Origin of the sequence: Mesorhizobium sp. 1M-11, assembly GCF_001303895.1 — a bacterium.
Classification (GTDB): domain Bacteria; phylum Pseudomonadota; class Alphaproteobacteria; order Rhizobiales; family Rhizobiaceae; genus Mesorhizobium.
The window spans coordinates 69751-92094 of sequence record NZ_LJSD01000054.1 but is presented as its reverse complement, the minus strand read 5'-3'; the positions used below and the strand labels follow the sequence as shown (position 1 = coordinate 92094).

General features: G+C 63.4%; 18 protein-coding genes. 5 read left to right on the top strand and 13 right to left on the bottom strand.

Annotated elements, in window-relative coordinates:
* Positions 1 to 227: 227 nt before the first annotated feature.
* On the bottom strand, positions 228 to 581 hold the full coding sequence (locus tag AO692_RS23870) for a hypothetical protein (protein ID WP_054312559.1): 354 nt from the start codon (positions 579 to 581) through the stop codon (positions 228 to 230).
* A 28-nt stretch (positions 582 to 609) separates the two neighbouring features.
* Positions 610 to 1044 (bottom strand): Lrp/AsnC family transcriptional regulator, encoded by a 435-nt coding sequence (locus AO692_RS23865; protein WP_054312558.1) that lies wholly within the window; start codon positions 1042 to 1044, stop codon positions 610 to 612.
* A gap of 126 nt (positions 1045 to 1170) precedes the next feature.
* Between AO692_RS23865 and AO692_RS23860 the strand changes: the two genes are divergently transcribed.
* Both AO692_RS23860 and AO692_RS23855 read left to right on the top strand, forming a co-directional pair.
* Positions 1171 to 4221, top strand: a complete 3051-nt coding sequence (locus AO692_RS23860) for an aminotransferase class III-fold pyridoxal phosphate-dependent enzyme (RefSeq protein WP_054312557.1) — start codon at positions 1171 to 1173, stop codon at positions 4219 to 4221.
* Positions 4222 to 4444: 223 nt separating this feature from the next.
* A complete protein-coding gene (locus AO692_RS23855; RefSeq protein WP_054312556.1) occupies positions 4445 to 5458 on the top strand; it encodes an amino acid ABC transporter substrate-binding protein in 1014 nt (337 codons plus the stop codon).
* Positions 5459 to 5711: 253 nt separating this feature from the next.
* On the opposite strand, the gene AO692_RS23850 is transcribed toward AO692_RS23855, so the two are convergent.
* From AO692_RS23850 to AO692_RS23830, 5 genes are all read right to left on the bottom strand, one after another.
* Positions 5712 to 7112, bottom strand: coding sequence for an APC family permease (locus AO692_RS23850; RefSeq protein WP_054312555.1), 1401 nt, complete (start codon positions 7110 to 7112; stop codon positions 5712 to 5714).
* Positions 7113 to 7169: 57 nt separating this feature from the next.
* Positions 7170 to 7655 carry a hypothetical protein gene (locus AO692_RS23845; protein WP_054312554.1) on the bottom strand — a complete coding sequence of 162 codons (486 nt, stop codon included), beginning with the start codon at positions 7653 to 7655 and terminating at the stop codon, positions 7170 to 7172.
* 84 nt (positions 7656 to 7739) lie between these two features.
* Positions 7740 to 8948 (bottom strand): nitrilase-related carbon-nitrogen hydrolase, encoded by a 1209-nt coding sequence (locus AO692_RS23840; protein WP_054312553.1) that lies wholly within the window; start codon positions 8946 to 8948, stop codon positions 7740 to 7742.
* Between the two features lie 179 nt (positions 8949 to 9127).
* The gene (locus AO692_RS23835) at positions 9128 to 9826 is read right to left on the bottom strand and encodes a helix-turn-helix transcriptional regulator (protein ID WP_054312552.1); all 699 of its coding nucleotides are present in this window, start codon (positions 9824 to 9826) and stop codon (positions 9128 to 9130) included.
* A gap of 184 nt (positions 9827 to 10010) precedes the next feature.
* Positions 10011 to 12437, bottom strand: a complete 2427-nt coding sequence (locus tag AO692_RS23830) for a penicillin acylase family protein (RefSeq protein WP_082407528.1) — start codon at positions 12435 to 12437, stop codon at positions 10011 to 10013.
* 353 nt (positions 12438 to 12790) lie between these two features.
* On the opposite strand from AO692_RS23830, the gene AO692_RS23825 reads away from it, so the two are divergent.
* The gene (locus AO692_RS23825; protein ID WP_054312551.1) at positions 12791 to 14200 is read left to right on the top strand and encodes an MATE family efflux transporter; all 1410 of its coding nucleotides are present in this window, start codon (positions 12791 to 12793) and stop codon (positions 14198 to 14200) included.
* Between the two features lie 15 nt (positions 14201 to 14215).
* Here AO692_RS23825 and AO692_RS23820 read toward each other — a convergent pair whose 3' ends face one another.
* From AO692_RS23820 to speB, 5 genes are all read right to left on the bottom strand, one after another.
* Positions 14216 to 15010 carry an ABC transporter permease gene (locus tag AO692_RS23820; protein ID WP_054312550.1) on the bottom strand — a complete coding sequence of 265 codons (795 nt, stop codon included), beginning with the start codon at positions 15008 to 15010 and terminating at the stop codon, positions 14216 to 14218.
* The gene (locus AO692_RS23815) at positions 15007 to 15861 is read right to left on the bottom strand and encodes an ABC transporter permease (RefSeq protein WP_054312549.1); all 855 of its coding nucleotides are present in this window, start codon (positions 15859 to 15861) and stop codon (positions 15007 to 15009) included. The genes AO692_RS23820 and AO692_RS23815 overlap by 4 nt, the downstream gene beginning before the upstream one ends.
* Entirely contained in the window at positions 15858 to 16895 is a 1038-nt protein-coding gene (locus AO692_RS23810) for an ABC transporter ATP-binding protein (RefSeq protein ID WP_054312548.1), read from the bottom strand. The genes AO692_RS23815 and AO692_RS23810 overlap by 4 nt, the downstream gene beginning before the upstream one ends.
* A 179-nt stretch (positions 16896 to 17074) precedes the next feature.
* A complete protein-coding gene (locus AO692_RS23805; RefSeq protein WP_054312547.1) occupies positions 17075 to 18163 on the bottom strand; it encodes an ABC transporter substrate-binding protein in 1089 nt (362 codons plus the stop codon).
* A 78-nt stretch (positions 18164 to 18241) separates the two neighbouring features.
* The gene (gene speB, locus AO692_RS23800; RefSeq protein WP_054312546.1) at positions 18242 to 19294 is read right to left on the bottom strand and encodes an agmatinase; all 1053 of its coding nucleotides are present in this window, start codon (positions 19292 to 19294) and stop codon (positions 18242 to 18244) included.
* A gap of 277 nt (positions 19295 to 19571) precedes the next feature.
* On the opposite strand from speB, the gene gcvA reads away from it, so the two are divergent.
* Positions 19572 to 20549: a transcriptional regulator GcvA gene (gcvA, locus tag AO692_RS23795; protein ID WP_054312545.1), complete on the top strand. Its 978-nt coding sequence runs from the start codon at positions 19572 to 19574 to the stop codon at positions 20547 to 20549.
* Between the two features lie 38 nt (positions 20550 to 20587).
* Here gcvA and AO692_RS23790 read toward each other — a convergent pair whose 3' ends face one another.
* Entirely contained in the window at positions 20588 to 20788 is a 201-nt protein-coding gene (locus AO692_RS23790) for a hypothetical protein (RefSeq protein WP_054312544.1), read from the bottom strand.
* Positions 20789 to 21034: 246 nt separating this feature from the next.
* Between AO692_RS23790 and pncB the strand changes: the two genes are divergently transcribed.
* Complete coding sequence (gene pncB, locus AO692_RS23785) at positions 21035 to 22339, top strand: nicotinate phosphoribosyltransferase (RefSeq protein WP_054312543.1); 1305 nt, start codon at positions 21035 to 21037, stop codon at positions 22337 to 22339.
* The last annotated feature ends 5 nt before the right edge of the window (positions 22340 to 22344 follow it).

Genomic DNA, 22344 nt, shown 5'->3' with positions numbered 1-22344 from the left:
GTCCCCCTCTCCGTCTCGCCCTTTGGGCGATCCACCTCTCCCCCATTTTCATGGGGGCGAGGAACCCAGGCTGGAAAAGCGCCGACGTTGCAACTGCGGTTCCTCGCCCTGCCGAAGGCGGGGAGAGGTGGCGCCGCGAAGCGGCGACGGAGAGGCGTTCTTGGCACCAATGAAGGGGCGTTTGCAGCGCATGCGATTGCCCTGCTCTACAAGAGGGAAGAGTAGTCTCAGCCCTTCTTGCCGTTGCTCTTCCTGAGATCGCGCAGCAGGTCCGAGCAGCTTGCCGGCGTTTCGAGGCCGATCGGGCCGTTCACCTTAGCCTTGGAATCGGCCATCAGCTTGTTCACCTTGGCTTGCGGGGCCTGCCATTTCACCTTGCCTGCAAACCTCAGCAGCGATGCCCGCATCTCGTCCAGTATGCCGGGCGTCTTGACATAGGCGGCGCACTGCTGGGCCAGTGACAGCGACATCACCTGGCCCATGAACTGGCTTTCGTACTTCTTCGGAACCTTGAAGTCCTGAGCTGCGGCCGGCGAGATCGCAACGGCAAGGACAAGAAAGGCGATCGCTGGCATTTTCATAGGTGAGTTCCTCAGAATTGCCTGGCGCCTATTGCCGCTCGATATCGCGCCTGAGCACGATCAGCGAGGTCAGGTCCTCGACGCTTTCATGCGAGGCGATCTCGTCGCGCAGCGTGTTCAGCCGGTCGATCGACGGCACCTCCACCTCGACCATCAGGTCGACCTGGCCTGAAATGGAGGATACCCGCCGCACCTCCGGATGGCGCGCGAGCAGGTCGAGCATGCCGATGGACGGTGTGCGCACCAGGGTCACCATCAGGAAGGCGGAAAGCTGGTTCTGCTCCAGTTGGCCGATGTCGGCGCGATAGCCCCGGATGACGCCGCTTTTCTCCAGCAGCGCCACGCGCTCACTGGTGGCACTGCGCGACAAGCCGATGCGGGCGGCCAACGTCTTCAAGGGGATCCGAGCCTCCTTGGACAGGATGGCGAGGATATCCCGGTCCTTCGCGTCGAGTTCCTTCATGGCGATTTCCGCTCACCGTTAATATGCCGGTCGAAGCAGGCATAGTGCCGGTCTCACCGACGCTTTGCCGGATGCCCGATTTTTCCGCTCGTGCCAAGCTCCTTGAAGATCAAATCCGGACTTCCAATGACCAACATCACTCACCCGGCCCCGAATTTCTCGCTGATCGAGGCGAAGGCGCTTGCCGCCAGCCACTTCGGCGTGTCCGGCTCCGTCGGTTCGCTCGACAGCGAGCGCGACCAGAATTTCAGGCTGTCTTCGGAAGACGGCGACTGGATCCTGAAAGTGGTCAACGCCAGCGAGCCGCGTGGCGAGAGCGAGTTCCAGACCGCGCTGCTCGATCATCTCGCCGCCAGCGGGGTCGACCTTGCCGTGCCCGCGCTGAAGAAGACGCTGGACAACACCTCGCTCGCTTTCGCGGCGGCCAATGATGGCACCCGCCACGCTTTGCGGCTGGTTTCCTGGTTGCCGGGGCAGCCTCTGGCTGAAGCTGAACGTTCGCCTGAAGCGCTCGACAGCCTCGGCCGCGCGCTCGGCAAGCTCGACCGCGCGCTGCAAGGGTTCATTCATCCCGGCGCGCTGCGCAGTTTCGACTGGGATATCCGTCGTGCCGGCGCTTCCCGCCGCCGCCTGACGCATGTGAGCGACGCCAATGACCGGGCGCTGTTGGAGCGGTTCCTCGATCGCTTCGATGCCCAGGTGGCACCGCGCCTGCCGGGGCTGCGTGCTCAGGTCATCCACAACGACGCCAATGACTGGAACGTCCTGGTCGATGCCGCAGATCCGAAGCACGTCGCTGGCCTGATCGACTTCGGCGACGCGCTCCATGCGCCGTTGATCGCCGAACTGGCCGTGGCCTGCGCCTATTCCATCCTCGACACCGAAGATCCGATCGGCGCGGCAGCGAAGCTCACCGCCGGTTTCCACGCCGAATACCCGTTGCGCGAGGAGGAGATCGATCTTCTCTTCGACCTCATCGCCATGCGCCTCGTCACCAGCGTGACCCTGTCGGCGCTACGTCGGCAGGAGGCAGGCGACAATCCTTACCTCGCCATCAGCGAGGCACCGGCCTGGCGCATGCTGCGCCGGCTGGGCGCCATGAACCGCAGCTTCGCCACCGCGATCCTGCGCCACGCCTGCGGTTTCGATGCCGTGCCGGGTGCGCGCGCCGTCACAGCCTGGATTGCCGCCCACGCCAAGACGTTTGCGCCGCTCCTCGACCGCCATCCGGCGACCCTGGTCAAGGAATTGGTGCCGTATGGCGATCCGCAGCATCCGATGACCGTCGCGTCGGCGGCGCAGGAGCCGGCCAAGGCCAGCGCCTGGTGGGACGCCCACTCAGCCGAACACGGCATCGAACTCGGCATCGGCCCCTGGGGCGAGGTGCGCACCGTCTATGCCAGCGACATGTTCCAGTCGCGCTTCGTCGAGCAGGAACGCCGCATCCATCATCTCGGCCTCGACCTGTTCATGCCGGCCGGCACAAAGGTGCGCACGCCGCTCGCCGCGACCGTGAAAAGCGTCGAGATCGAGACGGATCCGCTGGGCTACGGCGGTCTCGTCGCCCTGGAGCATGCGCCGGAAGGCTGCCCAGCCTTCGTTACGCTGTGGGGGCATCTCGCCCATGAGGCGGCATCGCGATTGAAGCCCGGCCAGCGCCTGGAAGCGGGCGATGTCGTCGGCGAGATGGGCGTGGCCGCGCAGAACGGCGGCTGGGCGCCGCACCTGCATTTCCAGATCTCCACAGACGCCAGCCTGTCTGCCCGCGAGATTCTGGGCGTCGGCGAAGCACGTTATCTCGACGTGTGGCGCGAGCTCTTCCCCGACGCCGCCGAACTCGCCGGCATCCCGCCGGAGACCTTCGTCCAGACCGGCCGCAGCCGCCCTGAGATCGTAGCCGCGCGCAAGACCTCGCTGCTGCCCAACCTGTCGATCTCCTATTCGGAGCCGATCAAGTTCGTGCGCGGCGAAGGCGCCTGGCTGATCGACGACCGCGGCCGCGCCTATCTCGACTGCTTCAACAATGTCTGCCATCTCGGCCATGCCCATCCCGACGTGGTCGAGGCGATTTCCCGGCAGGCCGCCAAACTCAACACCAACACCCGCTACCTGCACGACGCCATCGTCACCTATGCAGAGCGGCTGACGGCGACGCTGCCGGAAGAGCTTTCGGTGGCATCCTTCGCCTGCTCGGGCAGCGAGGCCAACAGCCTGATGCTGCGCATGGCTCGCACCCATACCGGGCGCAGCGACGCCATCGTGCTCGACTGGGCCTATCACGGCACGACGCAGGAGCTGATCGACCTCAGCCCCTACAAATACAAACGCAAGGGCGGCAAGGGCCGGCCGGCGCATGTGTTCGAGGCGACGATCCCCGACAGCTATCGTGCGCCGGCAGACTGGCCGGTCGCCGAGCATGCCAGCCGCTTTGCCGAAAGCATTGCCGAGCAGATCGCCGCGATCAAGGCACAGGGTCGTGCGCCGGCCCTGTTCATGGCCGAATCCATCCCGAGTGTCGCCGGCCAGGTCTTCCTGCCTGAGGGTTATCTGAAGGAAGTCTACGCACTCGTTCGCGCTGCCGGCGGCGTCTGCGTCGCGGACGAGGTGCAGGTCGGCTTTGGCCGGGTCGGCAGCCATTGGTGGGCATTCGAGACGCAGGGCGTGGTGCCGGACATCGTCACCATGGGCAAGCCGATCGGCAACGGCCACCCGATGGCAGCGCTCGTGACGACGAAGGAGATCGCCGCCACCTTCAACAACGGCATGGAGTATTTCAACACCTTCGGCGGAAACCCGGTCTCCTGCGCGGCCGGCCTTGCCGTGCTCGATGTCATCGAGCGCGACCGCCTGCGCGAGAATGCGGCAGGCATCGGCGCCTATCTGATCGAGCGCTTCCGCGAATTGCAGACGCGCTACGACATCATCGGCGACGTGCGTGGCATGGGGCTCTTCCTCGGCATCGAGCTGGTCGAAGACCGCAAGACCAAGGAACCGGCAACGGCGCTGGCACGACGCATCAATGACGGCGTCCGCGCGCGGGGCGTGCTGATCGGCACCGAGGGTCCGCATGACAATGTGCTGAAGATGCGCCCGCCGATGATCTTCAGCCGCGCCAATGCCGACCACCTGGTCAGCGCATTGGACGACACATTCGGCGAGGTGCTGGCGACGCGCTAGCGCTGAGACTTCTCCCCGGCGGTGTTGCCCGCCGGGCAGTTCACGGCAGGAAACAGGATCAACGACGGTGTGTCAGCACCGGCGTCAGGAGAGGCTTTGCATTAGAGCGTTTCCGTTTTTCACGGAAACGCGGAAACGCACCAACTTCTTATTTCACGCAATTCCGGACGGAAAACCGTTTCACACTTTTCCTGGAATTGCTCAGAACAACAGGGAGGAGACCATGAAGACACATCTTTTTGCAGCAGCGTTTATGACGGCTTCGGCAGCAGCCGTGCCGGCGAAGGCCGATACGCTCGATACGATCAAACAGCGCGGCACTGTCACCTGCGGCGTCAGCCAGGGTGTTGCCGGCTTCTCGGCCCCGGACGATGCCGGCAAATGGCACGGCTTCGACATCGACTTCTGCCGTGCCGTTGCCGCCGCAGCACTCGGCGATGCCGACAAGGTGAGCTACGTGCCGCTGTCGACCAAGGAGCGGTTCACCGCCCTGCAGTCAGGCACCGTCGATCTCCTGTCGCGGCAGACGACATGGACGCTGTCGCGCGATGCCGGCATCGGCATCCATTTCGTGGGCACCGCCTATTATGACGGGCAGGGTTTCATGGTGCGCAAGGACCTCAATGTCGACAGTGCCCTGAAGCTTTCCGGCGCCACCGTCTGCGCCGAGCAGGGCACGACGACCGAACAGAACACCGCCGACTATTTCAGCGCCAACAAGCTGCAATATGAGCCGGTGGTGGTCGATTCCGCCGAGGGCATCATCAAGGCCTTCGACAGCGGGCGCTGCGATGTCTACACCACCGACGCCTCGGCACTTTACGCGCAGCGTCTCAAGCTGGCCAATCCCGATGGCTATACCGTGCTGCCGGAGATCATCTCGAAGGAGCCGCTTGGACCGGCCGTGCGCCAGGGCGACGACAAATGGTTCAACATCGTGCGCTGGACGCTGTTTGCGCTGCTCGAGGCGGAAGAGCTGGGCGTCACCCAGGCAACGGCGGAGGCCGGGCTCACCTCCGCCAACCCGGCGGTCAAGCGCTTCCTCGGCGCCGATGGCGACAATGGCAAGCAGCTCGGGCTCGATCCGCGCTTCGCCTACAACATCGTCTCGAAAGTCGGCAATTACGGCGAGATCTTCGAGCGCAATCTCGGCCAGTCGAGCGCGCTCAAGATCGACCGCGGCATCAACAAGCTCTGGAATGCCGGCGGCCTGATGTACGCCCCGCCGCTGCGTTGACTGACAGAAAGCGCATCGACACCTAAGGCTAGGGGCTTACGGCGCGAGTACGGCACTGCCCCTCATCGCCCTGCCGGGCACTTCTCCCCGTAAACGGGGAGAAGGAGGTTGGCCGCAACGATGATGCCTGTTCTGCAGCGCTGGCGGTTGGCTAAACCGCTGGCGTGAGCGCCCTCTCCCCGTTCACGGGGAGAGGATGCCGGCAGGCAGGTGAGGGGCGGTGCCAACTGCTGATATTGGCTGACATCAGAACCTAGGCTTCGGACAGCTGCGTTGCCTGTCCGGAGCGCATCGCGACGACGATGCCGAGCACAGCCGCGATCGGCAGCAGCCAGGGCGCGTAGTCCAGCAGGCCGAGGCTGCCGGTCAGCGTCGCGTAGTTCTTCATGACGAGAAGGGCTGCAGTACCAAGACCAATGGTCGCGACGATGGCGATCAGCAGCTGGAACAGCGAACCGGCTTCCCTGTCGCGGTTCTTCAAGGTGAAGACCGCCACCGAAAGCGAGGTCACTGCCTGCAGGATGATGATGCCGAGCGCCGCCAGCCCGAACGTGCTGGACAGCAGGGTCATCAGCGGATCGGCACCCGCGATGGCGAACAGCGCCACTGCGATCGATGAGACCACCGTCACGGTGATGCTCGCGACATGCGGTGATTGAAGGCGCGTGTGCAGGCTGCCGAGCACGCCGGGCAGCATGCCTTCGCGGCCGAGCGCGAACAGGTAGCGCGCGGCTGCGTTGTGCAGGGCAAGCGTCGCGGCGAGCGCGCTCGTCACCATCAGGAACTGCACCGCCACCAGGAATACGGGGTGGGTGTATTGGGCGAAGGCGCGGAACACCAGCGTGCCCGGATTTTCACTGGCCGCGGCCACGACCTTGTCTTCGCCGAAAGCCAGCACCACCGCCCACATGGTGATGGCGTAGAAAAGGGCGATGAACACCACGGCGGTGATGAGCGCGCGGCTGACGCTACGGTGTCCGTCACGCGCTTCCTCGCTGTAGATGGCTGCGGATTCGAAACCGAGGAAAGAGACGAAGGCGAACATCAGGCCGACACCAAACGAGCCGCTGAGCACATTGGGCAGGCTGAACGAACCGAAGGTCACCTGGGCCGGGCTGCTGGGTGCCAGCACGGCCACCGTCAGGACGATCAGGATCAGGACTTCGAGCGTCAAGAGCACCGCCAGCAGGCGCGCGCCGAGCGTGATCTCGCGATAGCCGACGATGGCCGTGATCACCAGGCAGATCGCACCCCAGGCCTTCCATGACAGGTCGATGCCGAGGTTTTCGCTGAAGAACACGCTGGCGAAGAAACCGAAGCCGCCGACGCTGCCGATGACCATCATGCCGTAGACGACGATGGCGACGAAGGCCGCGGCGCCGCCGGCAAGCGGTCCCAGGCCGTGGCGGACATAGGCATAGAAGGCGCCGGAATGCTTCACATGCGGGCTCATCCGAATGAAGCCGATGGCAAACAGGATCAGCACGAGACCGGCGAGCAGGTAGGAGCCCGGCATGCCGACGCCGTTGCCCATCAGGACGCCGAGCGCCCCGTTGCTGGCCACGGCCGCAAGCGGTGCTGCTGCGGCGACGACGAGAAAGAAGATATCGAAGGAGTGCAGGCTGCGCCTTGGCGCGGTGCTGGTGGAAGACATGGCGTTTGGTCCGGCGATGGCGTGAAACGAAAAAGGAAAGGCAAGTGGCGCCCGCTCTTACGGCAGGGTCACGCGCTTGCCTTCCAGGGGTGTCGGCAATGGGCCGCGCAGCAGCTTGTCGTCCGCATCGTAGAAACGTGCGGCGGCCGTGCCGGTGAAGGCGTCGCCGGCGAGGTCGATCTCGTAGGAAATCTCGCCGCGGCTGACGAATTTGTGGGTGTTGCGGTCGGCGGTCACCTCTACGAATTTGCCGATGACCTTGCCGTCCTTCTCGGCCCAGATGCCCTTGCCGTCGCTGTCGCTGTTATCGGGATTTCCGGAATCGGGATTAGCCTGCTGCATGGTGCCGTCGGCATTGAAGACGAACATGTGGTGGGTGAACGGCGCGTCGACTGCCTTGACCACCCATGTGCCGACGATGCCGGCTGGCTTGGCGGCGTCCTCGGCTTTTGCCGACGCGGTCACCGCAATGAGCGCAGCGGCAGCGGGCAAGATAATTGATGTGGCGAACCGCGAGAGCGGGCCGGGTCGTGAAACATCCATCGATAGCCTCCCTTGTTTTGGCCGGACCGCGCCGCCTGTTCCCGATTGATTATGCTTTGGGACGGCGGGTCCGGTATTTCCTGATCAGTCCTCGTTCCAGGGCGCCCACATGGCCTGTGCGGCGGCCCAATCGTCATTGCTATGTGAAGAGGTTGGGCCTTCCGAAGGCGCCGGCGTGTAGCGCGCGCCAGGCACTTCATGTGCGGGCAGGGTCCAGGTGCCGCGCTCGACCAGCCTTGCGATGTTTTCGCGATAGACCTCGTCCACTGTTGCGTGACGCTCCGGATCGCGGTTGAGCCACAGATTGCGCGGGTGGATTGGCTTCTCATACATCTTGGAAAACAGCTCGGTGCGCAGATCCTTCAGCCAGTTCGAATTGAGGTTCATGGCGCGGAACTGCCGCAGCGCTTCGATGTCGATCAGGCTCGCCACCATGGTGTTGGCGCCGCTGGCCGAGTAGGAGCTGATGTTGCCGCGGAAGTCGACGATGTGGCTGTTGCCGCCGGCGATGTCGATCGGATGGCGCGAACTCGGCGAGAGATAGACCGGGCCGATGTTGGGGCACAGCATGTAGACGCTGTTGAAGTCGGCATGGGCCCGGTTCTGGATCATCCAGCTGCCGCCGCCGGGATAGGAAGAGCCCGTCATCGGCATCGCTTCCGAAGGGCGATAGACGACCTCGGCGCCGCCGAAGGCAAGTGCGCGCACCGCTTCCGGATATTCGCCATCCGAGCAGCAGATGGTGCCGATATTGCCGATGTCTTCGGTGCGCAGCACCGGATAGAAGGCCTCGATGCCGTCGCCGAACAGTTCGACCCAGCGGTCGTAGACATCGTGCGGCGTGCAGCTGCGTTCGCGGCACCAGATGTGGTTCTTGGCGGCGCGGTGGATGAGCTTGCCCTTGCGGTCGATCACGAACAGCGTGTTGAAGAAGCGGTCTTCCATCACGTCGGGCCAGCGCGCCTTGCACTGGCCGATGATGTAGGTGTCGTAGTGCCGGGCCAGTTTGCCGAGCGCTTCGGTCTCTTCGCCGGGCAGGTCGATGAAGATGTCGCGCGCTGCCGTGACATGCGGAACGTCGAAGATCTCGTCGGTGAAACCGGTCAGTGCGCCTTCGGCCAGTGCCACCACGCGGATCGGCGCGTTGATGGCACAGATCGAGACGGCGGCGTGGATGGCTTCCTCGATGGTCTCCAGATTGTGGCGGATGTGCTTGCGCTGTGCGACGCCGGTGACGATGGTCGAAAGGCCGATCGCCATATAGGGCGCGACATAGGCAGGATGTGAGGCCATTCCGGTCGATACTCCAACGGTCGGGTTGGAGGAGCGGTTCTTTCAGGGAACAGGCGTCGGCACATGCACGGCCATCTCCCTCGAACGCCGCGTTCCTCCCAGGCGTTTACAGGAACCGGCAGGATAGGGAGCAATCTTGGCCCGGGGCTATCATACCGAAGTACGACGCCGTGCTGCTGTCAGCCGCGGCCGTGCAGCTTCTTCATCAGCTCGCCGCGGTTGCGCACGCCGGCCTTGACCAGGATGCGGCTGATGTGGGTCTTCACCGTCGGCAGTTCGATGTCGAGCCGCCGGCAGATGTCCTTGTTGCACATGGCTGCGCCGACGAGATTGGCGATCTCGCGCTCGCGTGGCGTCAGGCCCGGTATATCGATCCCGAACGCTTCGTCCTCATCGGACAGCACGCTGTCCTCGACGAAACCCACCAGCCTGTCGAGGAAGGTGAGATTGTCGGAGGTGAACGGACCGTTACGTTCGCTGCGCAGCAACGAAGCACCGGCGACGATCCGCGACCCCACACGGAAATAAAGCTCGGTCTGGTGCACCGTGTTCTGCGGCACCAGGAATTGCTCGAAATATTCGGGCGCGCCAATGTCGCGCCGCGCCGTCTCGCGCGTCACCGAGCGCAGCCTGATGCCGGCCTGGTCGACACGTTCGGGATGCAGCGGATCGAAACGCCAGAAGCGATGGTAGTAGCGGTTCAGCCAATAGGGCGAGAGGCCGGACAGCCGATGGTCGACGACATGCTTGCCGTCCTCGACACGATAGAAACAGCAGCCGACCAGCGGCATCGCCGCCGCGACGACGGTCAGGAACTGGTCTCCGAAAGCTGTCCTGTCGAAATGCATGAGCGTTGGCCCGATCGACGGATCGGCCATTCTCGGCCTTTCCGGTTCCCCTGTCGCGGCGATACTTTAACATCATAGTATCGTTATGCGGCCCTCAAATAAATCGAATTCCTGCGCGCCGCATTCCGTCGGATCGAACCCCATGCTGTGGCTCCGGACAGGTGGATCCGTCCGGAGCGGAAGGCGGCGACGATGCCCGCCTGCATCTGCCGGTCTACTTGCCCGGCGTCAGCGAGATCCGCGTCGCTGCCCCGCCTTCGACCGCATCGCGTGAATAAAGCAGCGGCACGTAATCGCCGGTGAGCCAGAGAGGAGCGAGATCCCTGTAATGCGGGCTGAAGGGGTCGCCCGATTGGCCTGGTGTGTTGATGACACGGCTGTTGTCCCAGCCGCCGACGTCGAGAACCATGCGGAACGATGCGCCGGACATGAGCGTGAAGTCCGGATTGTAGCTTGCCGCGTGCGGCGTCGTCGAAGAACCGGACATTGCCCAGGGACCGACCGTGAGCTGCTCCTGCAGCGCCTTCGAAACGACCGGCGACAGGGAATGGTTGAAGACCGCGCGATGCAGATCGCCCCAACGCCATTTGTCCATGTCGTTTCCGAGCCGTTCCTTCAGGGCCGCGACGGCAGAAGCAAGGCTTTCGGAAACGATCGCGGCTCGTGCCGACTGAGGATCTTTCCCAAGGCTCTCGTCTGCCGTCTCGAGCATGTCGACGGCCGCGGTTCCGCTGCCCTTGCCGATCGCCTTGCGGGCGGCTTCCGGCACGACATGCGCGATCAGCGCCTTGGGCAGATGCTGGCTGATCCACATCTCGTAGATCGCAGACGGAGCGCTGTCGATATCGTTCGACGCATTCCAGTTCCTCAACATTTCGGCGGCCTGCTTGGCCTCGCTGGAGGTATCGGCAGGCAATTCGACCGATTTGAGAAGCTTGACGGCACGCTCTGCCAACAGGTTCTTGTCGTCGTTCTGAAGCTTCATGGAATCGGCCAGCGTGACCTTGTCGTTGGCGCTGAGAACCTGCGCGATGCGCTGGTAGCGCGAAGGATCAGCCCATTCGAACCCGACCTTGCGTTCCTTTACCGGATAGCCTTCGGGCAGATTCATCTGGTTGGCGGTGGCGAACCATCCCTCAGTGGGATTGTAGACGCTGGGCAGGTCGTCGCGTTTCAGGAAGCCCCACTCGTATCGGCCGTCGCCCGGCACCGGCAGCAGGCCGTCCCAGTTCTTGCGCGCCGGCGTCATGGCCGCCGCCACCCAGCCGATGTTGCCCTGGGTGTCGGCGTAGACCTGGTTTTCCGACGGCGCATAGAAGCGGTTCATGGCTGTCAGGAACTCGTTCCAGTTCTTGGCCGTCATATAGTCCGACGAGCCGAAATAGGCCGAGGTACCGGGCTCCATCCAGACGCTGCGCACCGCGAACGCCCGGTGGTTTTCATCGTCGGTTTTCACGACCGGTCCGTGCCGTGTGAATTTGAGCGAGACCTTGCGTGGCTCGCCGTCGCGAACCGCGATCGTTTCCTCGACCGTCTTGATATCCTCCCAGCCGTCCTTGTATTTGTACTGGTTGGGATTGTCGGGGTTGAGCTCGTAGACGTAGAGATCTTCCTGGTCGACGTTGAAGATCGTGAGCCCGAAAGCGATGGTGCCGTTGTGTCCGATGGAGATGCCGGGCAAGGCCGGCTCGCCGGCACCGACCACCGACATGTCGGGACTGTTGAGATGCACGATATAGCGCAGCGACGGCGCGCTATGGGCGCGATGCGGATCGTTGGCGAGGATCGGCCGTCCTGTCGCGGTGCGCGAAGGGGCAACCACCCAATTGTTCGAACCGATGTTGTCGACCGTCCCGTCGGCCTTGTCGAGGAAGGGTTGCGGATCGTAGAGCTCCGCCTTCTTCTTGGGCGGGCTGAAGTCGACGGAATCGGTCGCCCAGTCATAATCCTTCAGGACATCGGCCGGGATGATGCATGGGTCGAGGCCCTGCGGCACCTCGGGCTTCCACTCCGGCTCCAGCTTGCTGCGCAGCCGGTCCGCGTCGACATCGGCCTTGCAGGTCACGAGCGCCCGCTTCACTTCGGACGAGACGTTGCGCGTCAGCCCATGGCTGCGGATGCGCACGACGTCTTCCGGCCCCCAGATTTCCGGCTTCGATCCACTCAGCGAAAATTCGATGGGGAGCGGTTTGGAACCGGCCAGCACTTCCGACACATAGGCGTTGACCCCGGCGACGAAAGCTTCCGCGAAGCTTTTCGCGTTGGGGCCATAGGATGCCCATTCCTTCTCCATGTCGCCGCGGAAGAGGAAAAGCCTGGCGGCGCGGTCCCGTTCCGCGAAATCTTCGCCGAAGCTCTCGGCCAGCCGACCCAGGCCGCGCTTGCGCCACAGGTCGATCTGCCACAGGCGGTCGCGGGCGGCGTTGTATCCCTGCAGGAAAAGCGCGTCGCGATTGCTCTTGGCGTAGATGTGGGCAATGCCCCAGTGGTCAATCAGGATCTCGGCCGGCTGGTCGAGGCCCTTCACCGGATAGGCGTCGGAACGCACCGCGGTGGACATGTCGGCAAGCGCCGGACCGGCAAGAAGAACAGACAAAGCGTAAGGCAGGGCGGCCGAGGCGGCCAAGCGAAGAGAGCGCATCATTCCTCCATTCCGCGCCCCGCCAGCAAACTATTCATGGCCGGCTGGCGGATGACAAGCTGACGCACCAATTGGACCGACGATCCATGAACGGCTGGCACAATTGGTTGACCCGAGTCACCACGCCTGCGGCAAAGCGGATTGGGCTATACGGAAATCGCATGGCGATGTGGCTGTCGAAATAAATGGGATTCCTGCAATCCGCCTCCTGCTGGATCAATTTTTCGTAGCCGTGAGCTCTTGCCAAGGTTCCGGCATTCAACGAAAACCGCATTTGAGCCGGGAGCCATCCCGTTTCCGGCGAGATGCGGCTTCCGGCTTCAGCCGATGCGCCGTTACGGGAAGTATAGACAATGTCCGCGATCGAAGCCGGCGTGAGAGCGCCGGGAAGCCTCTGGCGCTCCGAAATCAAATCGACGCTGTCGCTGGCCTGGCCGATGGTGCTGACCAATCTCGGCCAGACGGCGATGACCGCCACCGACGTCATGATGATGGGTCGGCTGGGATCGGAAACGCTCGCCGCCGGCGCGCTCGGCTCCAACCTCTATTTCATGCCGATGATCTTCGGCCTCGGCCTGATGCTGGCCACTTCGCCGATGATCGCGACGGAACTCGGCCGCTTCCGCCATTCGGTGCGCGACGTGCGCCGCACCGTGCGGCAGGGGCTTTGGGCCGCCATTTTCATCGCCATCCCAATCTGGATATTTCTCTGGAACGGCGAAAACATCCTGCTCGCCATGGGCCAGGAGCCAGCGCTCGCGCATCAGGCCGGCATCTATATTCACTGGCTGCAATGGGCGGTGTTGCCCTTCTATGGCTATATCGTGCTGAGATCCTTTATCTCGGCGCTCTCGCGCCCCGGATGGGCCTTGATCATCGTCTTCGTCGCCGTGGCCGCTAACGTGCTGCTCAACTGGATGTTCATGTTCGGCAATCTCGGCGCGCCGAAGATGGGCATTGCCGGGTCCGGACTGGCCACCACCATCTCGTCGGTCCTGATGCTCATCGGCATGGTTCTGGTGGTGACGCTGGAGAAGAAATTCCGCCGCTACCACCTGTTCGGCCGTTTTTGGCGCTCCGACTGGCCGCGCTTCCGGGCACTGATGAAGCTCGGCCTGCCGATCGCCGGCATCCTTGCCTTCGAGGTGACGATCTTCAACGCCGCCGCCTTCCTGATGGGATTGATCAACGCGCCGTCGCTCGCCGCGCACGCCATTGCCCTGCAGATCGCCTCGATCAGCTTCATGGTGCCGCTGGGGTTAAACCAGTCGGTCACCGTGCGCGTCGGCCTCGCCTACGGCGCCGGCGACAGGGATGGCATCACCCGTGCCGGCTGGACCTCCTACGCCATGGGCGTCGGCTTCATGGCGCTGACAGGGCTCACCATGCTGTTGTGGCCACGCGTGCTGATCAGCGGTTTCATCGACGTGCATGATCCGGTGAACAGCCAGGTCGTCAGCCTGGCCGTCTCGTTCCTGGCGTTCGCGGCACTTTTCCAGGTTGTCGACGGCGCCCAGGCCGTGGGCGCGGGCATGCTGCGGGGCCTGCACGACACGACGGTGCCGATGATCTACGCGGCGATCGGGTATTGGGGCATCGGGCTGCCACTCGGCGCGCTGCTCGCCTTCCATTTCGGCTTTGCCGGCATCGGCATCTGGATCGGCCTTTCGACGGGACTGGCGGTCGTCGCCGTCCTGCTGCTCGGCCGCTGGCTACGCCGCGACCGCCTGCCGGCAAAGACCGGTCCGATCGTGATGCATTGATCGGTCCGGCTGTACTCAGCTGTCGGAAGACATCGCACCGAGCAGCCGGCGGATATCGCCGAAATAGGCGATCGCCCCGAACACCAGTGCCGCGACGGTGACGAAGAAGATCGACACCGCCGCCATGGTCGGCGTGTAGCCGTAGCGCAGCGCGTTGAAGATCTTGATCGGCAGCGTCTCGGTGGTGAAGCCGATGGTCATGTAGGCGACGATGTATTCGTTGAGCGACAGCACGAAGGCGAATGCGAAGCCGGAGACCAGATAGGGCAGGATCAGCGGCAGCACGACGGTCTTCAGCACCGTGCGGTCGTCAGCCCCCATCGTCGACGCGGCCTCGACCAGCGAGCGGTCGATGGAGGCGAAGCCGAGCGACAGCGTCACCAGCGGCAGCGTCACGAAGAAGATCGCGTGGCTGATGATCGCCGTATAGAACTGCCCGAACAGGCCGACCGTCGCCCAGAAGCTGAGGAAACCGAGCGCGGTGATGACCGGCGGCAGGATGAAGGGCGCGAGACCCAGCACCTGGAAGATGTTCGCCCAGGGTGCGATGCGCCGCCACAGGAACCAGGCCAGCGGCAGTGCGATGGCGACCGCGATCGCCGCCGAGCAGATCGCCAGCGTGACTGAATGAATCAGCGCCAGCCGCCATTCCGGATCGTTGAAGATCTGCCCGTACCAGGCGAGCGAGAAACCCTTCGGCGGGAAGGTCAATTCCTGTTTCTGGTTGACGGAAACACCCGCCACCACGATCAGCGGTGCCGCCAGGAACAGCGCGACGAGCACGAAATAAAGCCGGCGAAGCACGTTCATAGCGCGCTCTCCTTGCGGCCGGCGAGCAAAGTGAGTCCGACCAGCGCCAGCGAGATCAGCACCAGGAACACGGCCATCGCGGCAGCGAACGGCATGTTGGACTGGTAGATCGCCTGGTCGGTGATCAGCACCGACAGCGTCCAGTTCGACGGTCGGCCGAGGATCTGCGGCAGCAGGTAGGAGCCGAGCGCGAAGACGAAGACCATGATCAGCGTCGCCACGATGGTGTTGCGCAATGCCGGCGTGACCACGTTGAAGAAGGCGCGCACCGGCGAGGCGCCCAGCGTGCGTGCGGCCTCCAGCAATGTCGGGTCCAGCCGCACCAATGCGGGGTAGAGCACCAGGATCGTATAGGGCAGTGCCTGGTAGACCATGCCGGTCAGCACCGCCCAGAAGCTCGGCAGCAGTGCCACCGGTTCCTTCATCAGGCCGATCGCGACGAACAGATTGGTGATGCCGGCGGTGCGCGAGAACAGCGTCGACCAGGCAAAGCCGATGATGACTTCAGAAAGCGACAGCACCGAGAGCAACCCGACCAGCCACACAGTCTGCACCGCGCGTGAGCGCTTGGTCAGCAGATAGGTGAAGGGAAAGGCGATGACGACGCAGCACACGGCGACGAGGATCGCCAGGAGCAGCGAGAAGCCGAGCACCGAGCCGAAGAAAGTGGTGAGGAAGCGCGCGTAATTGTCGAACACGAAATCCGGCGTGTAGAAGCCCGCCGGATTGCGCTTGAAGAAGCTCACCGCGATCATGATCGAGAACGGCACGACGAAGAAGACGATGAGCATCAGCGCCGGAAAGAACAGCGGCGCGTAGTCTGCGAGTGCTCTTGGCGGTTCGCGTCTCATGGCTGCAGCACCACGCAGCTTTCAGGCGGCAGCACGACGCCGATGGCCTGGCCGACACTGACATTCGGGCGTTCGCGCGGCGTGGCGACCGCCACGATGGTGGTGCCGCCGGCTTCGACGAAGGTTTCGACCGTGCCGCCGAGATCGCGCACGAAGCTGACGGTGCCTGGGATCGCCCCGGCGCCGGGCTTGGAGAAATGAATGTCTTCAGGACGGATCGAGATGGTGGCCTTGGCCGAACCCGATGGCAGGGCGACGCCGGGTACCGCTGCGCCGAGCACGGTGGTGCGGCCGGCCTTGTCGGTCTCGGCCGGCAACAGGTTGGTGATGCCGATGAAGTCGGCGACGAAGGCATCCGCCGGCTTGCGGTAGATCTCGATCGGCGAGGCCGCCTGCAGGATCTTGCCCTTGCCCATGACGACGACGAGGTCGGCCATGGTCATCGCTTCGCGCTGATCGTGGGTGACGACGATAGTGGTGATGCCGAGCCGCTGCTGCAACTGGCGCAGCTCCACCTGCATGGCTTCGCGCAGCTTGGCATCGAGCGCCGACAGCGGCTCATCGAGAAGGAAGAGTTTCGGCGACAGCGCGAGTGCGCGGGCGATCGCCACACGCTGGCGCTGACCGCCCGACAGTTTCGCCACGGGCCGGTTCGCGAAGTCCGGCAGATGGATCATCGCCAGCAGTTCATCGACGCGCTTGCGTTGTTCTTCCTTCGAGGCGCCGCGGATGCGCAGCGCATAAGCGATGTTCTCGCCAACCGTCAGGTGCGGAAACAGGGCCAAGGATTGGAACACCATGCCGAGATTGCGCTTGTGCGTCGGCACCCGGGTGATGTCGTCGCCGTCGAGCACGATGGCGCCGCCGGTCGGCTCCTCCAGCCCGGCGATCATGCGCAACAGCGTGGTCTTGCCGCAACCGGATGGCCCGAGCAGGCAGACGAACTTTCCGTCCGGTACCGAGAGGCTGATGTCGTCGACGGCGGCGAAATCGCCGAAGCGCTTGGTGATCGAATTTATGGACAATCCGGGCATGGCGTTATCCTGCTTGGCTGGTCGTGCATGCGGATGGTGCGTCAAGTGCCGCAACCGCTTTCAAAATTAGCGGAAGGCGGGCGACATGTCTGCGGTCGATGCGAAGATGCGGAGCCCGCAGGGCGGGCTCCCGGAATCGCTCGCAAATTCTGCTTCCACCATGGCGGTGGGAACGCAGCTTAGCCGACGATCAGCTCGGTCCATTTCTGGTTGATCGCGTCGGCCTTCGACACATAGAGGTCGTAGCGCGGAATGATCGGCGCGATGTCGGACGACACGGCGGCGAATTCTTCCGGCTTGAGGTCGAGCACGTCGCGCTTCAGCGTCGGTGCGGTGCCGACATTGCGCGACATCAGCCCCTGGATCGCCGGCTGACTCATATAGTCGATGAAGGCATGTGCCTCGTCGACCTTTTTCGAGGCACGCGACAGCACCCAGTTGCCGGAGTCCTGGATACCGCCCTCCTTCGGGAAGGTCGAGCGGACAGGCTGGCCATCCTTGGCGGCGAGGCCGGTGACGTCGTGGTAGTACTGGCCCATCGGGATTTCGCCCGACTTCAGCGCCTGCTCGAACTGGGCCTCGTCGCGGTACCATAGACGCACATTCGGCTTCACTTCGGCGAGCTTGGCAAAGGCCTTGTCGATGCCTTCGCCGGTGTCCAGCGCATTGGTGCCGCCCATGAAGGTCTTCGCCGTCACTTCGAGCAGGAACGAATTGGAGGCGAGTGCCAGAAGGCCGAGCTTGTCGGCATTGGCCTTGTCCCACAGCGTGTCCCAGGAGGTCGGTGCTTCCTTGTAGACATTGGTGTTGGTGACCAGCGTGATGTACCAGGCCACCGCGCCGATGCCGGCAACACGACCGTCCGGGTACTTATTGATGAACTGCGGCAGCAGTTCGCCGTAATGCTTGAACTTGGCGGTATCGAGCGGCTGCCAGAGCTCGGTCGACTGGCCCTTGAGTGTCGAGGTCTGCGACATCATCGAAAGGTCGGCCGGCGCCTGCCCGGCCTTGGCAGCCTGCTCCAACTGCACCAGCCAGGCTTCACCGGTCGGCTCGGCCACCGATTCCACCGCGATGCCGGTCGCCTTGGTGAATTCGGGGAAGATGTGCTGGTCGAACGACTTCTTGAAATAGCCGCCATAGACGCCGACCTTCAGCGACTTTTCCTGGGCGCGCAGGATGGCTGGCATCGCAAGCACGCCCGCCGCGGCAACACCGGCGCCAAGCACGCTGCGCCGGCTGAGCATGGTCTTCATGATCTCGGTCATCATTGTTCTCCGTTGTTCCGGCTTGGCCGGGTTCCCTTATGGTCTTCTTATAAAACGGCGTCACTATCTAGAGCGCCGTCAACCTTTCAGCGCTGGGCTGAACACCATCAGCGACAGGATCTCGAACAGCACCTGCGCGCCGGCATGGGCGGTGTTGGTGGTGGAATCGTATTGCGGCGCCACCTCGACGACGTCGCCGCCGACGATGTTGAGGCCTTTCAGCCCGCGCAGGATCTCCAGCACCTCGCGCGTCGTCAAACCGCCGACTTCCGGCGTGCCGGTGCCCGGCGCAAACGCAGGGTCGAGGCTGTCGACGTCGAAGGAGATGTAGGTCGGGCCGTCGCCGACGATCTTGCGGGCCTTTTCGATGATGGCCGGAATGCCGAGGCCGGGAACCTCTTCGGCATGGACGACGGTCATGCCGGATTCGTAGGTGAACTCCCACAGATATTCGGCCGCGCCGCGGATGCCGATCTGGATAGTGCGCGACGGATCGAGCACGCCGTCCAGCACCGCGTTGCGGAACGGGCCGCCATGGTGGAACTTGGTCTGGTCGAAGGCGCCGCCGGTGTCGCAATGCGCATCGATATGGATCATGCCGACCGGCCGGTCCTTGCCGACGGCTTTCAGGATCGGATGGGTGATCGAGTGGTCGCCGCCGACCGACAGCGGGATGACGCCGGCATCGACGATCTGGTTCAGGCGCTTTTCGATATCGTCATGGCTCATCTCCAGCCGGTAGCGGCTGCGGAACGGCACGTCGCCGATATCCGCCACCCTCAGCTCATGGGTTGGGGCGCAGTCCAGAACGTGGTTGTAGGGCCCGATGCGCTCGATGGCGCGCAGCGCGCGCGGGCCGAAACGCGAGCCCGGACGATTGGTGACGCCGAGATCCATCGGCACGCCGATCATCGCCACCTGGAGGTCGCCGAAATCGGGATTGTCGGCAGCCATCTCGCGATAAGGCGCGGTCAGGAAGGTCGGGATGCCGGAATAGGGCGCCAGCCGGGTTCCGGCCTTGGAGAAGATCTTGTCGGCCACCCGACGGAACTTCGGGTCGAACAATTCGCCGCCATGGCTTTCGCCATATTTACGGCGCAACGCGTCGAGCTTGCCGCTGTCGAAACCCATCCTGCAACTCCTCCTGCTGCGCATGACCCCGAAAATCGGATCGATTGTCGGAAAGGATCATGCGGCAATCAACTTGGCGAGCCGATGTGCCTCCGATGCGGGGCATGAAACAGGTTCGGCTGCCTGCGATAGCGTCTTTTTATGATTGATTGCCGCAGATTGTCGGAGCGTGCGGATGGAAAATCAATTGATATTGTTATAGCGCTGTCTGTTAGAAAAACTAACACTGGCACAAGTTGCAGACGAAGATCATGCGACAAAGTCTCGTCCCTGGCTCATGAGCGGTTCGCGTCGCCTTCCCCCTCTCAATCCCTTGCGCGCGTTTGAAGCGACGGCCCGGCATGGCTCGCTTTCCAAGGCTGCTGCCGAACTGCATGTCACCCACGGCGCGGTCAGCCATCAGATCAAGGCGCTGGAGCAGTCGCTCGGGGTCAAGCTGTTCGAACGCGCCGGCTCGCGCCTGAAGCTGACGCCGCATGGCGCCGAGCTGTTGCCGGCGGTCTCGGGCGCCTTCGAGGGGATTGCCGCTGCCGCCGCGCGGCTTACCCGCCCCGCCAGCAGCGGCGCGCTCGTCGTATCCTGCGTGCCGGCACTTCTGTCCTTGTGGCTGATACCGCGCCTCGGCTCCTTCACGGCGCGCTATCCCGATATCCGATTGAAACTGGTCGCCTCCAATGACGCGCGCGATATTCGCCAGCCCGATATCGATGTCTGCGTGCATTATGGCGACGGCAGCTGGACCGATTGCTGGATCCGCAAATGGTCGGGACTGGAACTGTTCCCGGTCGTCAGCCCGACGCTTGCCAACAACCGGCCGATCCGCTCGACCCGCGATCTTGCCGACCATGTCCTGCTGCATGGCGACGATGGACGCGAATGGCACACCTGGCTTGCCGCCGCCGATGCGCTCGACCTCGAGCGGGTCTGCCGGCGCCATCATTTCAACGATGCGCGCCTGTCGATCGAGGCCGCACTCCATGGCCACGGCGTGGCGCTCGGTGACACGATGACGGCGAGCCGCCTGCTCGCGATGGGTCAGCTCATCGTGCCGTTTGGTCTCTCGGTGCCGGCGGTCGACGATTTCTATGTCATTTGCCGCAATGAGATGCGCTCTACGCCCATCGTGCAGCTCTTCGTGGACTGGTTGTTCGCGGAAAGGGCCGAAGCGGACAGCCGGGCCGAAACGGTCGGTACGAGGCTCGGCGCACGTCGTAAACGACCCACTCTGCAGCTGGTGGCGAAATCTGAGTTCTGAGGTGGCGCGTTGGCCGCATCTTGGCGCGTGGCGCGGAGCTACGCTTCTTGCATCGCAGCCTGCCACAGCCCGGCAAGCGTGAAAGCGACGGCGCTGATTGTCGTCACAAAGGTGGCAAGAATCGCAATCAAGGCGACCGCCACCGTCGTCCCGCCATCAAATTTGCCGGTCGACCCGACAATGAAGAAAATAAGTGGAATTGATCCGGTTACCAACCACGCGACGACGGCCTTGCCCATTTTCCCTTCCTTCGATTTCCGCAAGGATACGGCACTTGCCTTGCGCAACCGTGAAGATTGCAACCAAAATTCGAAGTGTCAGGGATGTGAGACGCCGAAATCCGCACCATATTGGTGGGCGGAACTCGATCCGTCACCGCGAGCCCGGTTCTCACTGGTTGACAAAGCGGGAAGCGCGTTAATCATTTCAATGCTATGAGGCCAACCCGGTAGCGGATTGGACTTCGGCGGAAGCAGGTTTCGGACATGGCCAAGACAGACATCGCGCGGCGCGTCTACAACCACACCTGGAAGCTCGACCCGATCGTGCGGTCGCTGCTCGACACCGATTTCTATAAGCTGCTGATGCTGCAGATGATCTGGGGCATGTACCCCAAGGTCGATGCCACCTTCTCGCTCATCAACCGCAAGACCAAGGTGCGGCTGGCCGACGAGATCGATATCGGCGAACTGCGCGAGCAACTCGACCACGCCAGGACGCTGCGCTTCTCCAAGAAGGAGATGATCTGGCTGGGCGGTAACAACTTCTATGGCCGCAAGCAGATCTTCGAGCCGGAATTCCTGGCCTGGCTGGAGAACTTCCAGCTCCCCGAATACGAGCTGTCCAAACGTGACGGCCAGTTCGAGCTCTCTTTCTCCGGCCCGTGGATGTACACCACGCTGTGGGAAATCCCGGCGCTCGCCATCATCAACGAATTGCGGTCTCGATCGGCACTCAAGGCTTTCGGCCCGTTTGCGCTCGACGTGCTCTACGCCCGCGCCAAGGCCAAGATGTGGGCCAAGACCGAGCGTCTGAAACAGCTTCCCGGCATCCGTATCTCCGACTTCGGCACACGCCGCCGCCATTCCTTCCTGTGGCAGCGCTGGTGCGTGGAGGCCTTGAAGGAGGGTATCGGCGAGGCCTTCACCGGAACCTCGAACGTGCTGCTCGCAATGGATAACGATCTCGAAGCGCTCGGCACCAATGCGCATGAATTGCCGATGGTGCTTGCAGCACTTGCCAATTCCGAGGCCGAGCTTCGCCAGGCTCCCTACAAGGTTCTGCAAGACTGGCAGCGTTATTACGGCGGCAATCTGTTGATCGTGCTGCCTGACGCGTTTGGTACGGCAGCTTTCCTGCGTGATGCGCCGGATTGGGTCGCCGACTGGACCGGCTTCCGCCCTGACAGCGCCCCGCCGATCGAAGGCGGCGAACGCATCATCTCCTGGTGGCGCGAACGCGGCAGGGATCCTCGCGAGAAACTGCTTATCTTTTCCGATGGCCTCGACGTCGAAACCATCATCGAGACCTATCGCCATTTCGAGGGCAAGGTGCGCATGTCCTTCGGCTGGGGCACCAATCTCACCAATGATTTCGAGGATTGCGCGCCGGTGCCGACAGACCGCCTCAACGCGATCTCGCTGGTGTGCAAGGTCACCGAAACCAATGGCCGCCCGGCAGTGAAGCTCTCCGACAACCCGGCCAAGGCGACGGGTGATGAGAAGGAGATCGCCCGCTACATCCGTGTTTTCGGCGAAGAGGCGCGGGTGCGCCAGCTCGTCAAGGTTTAAGCAAG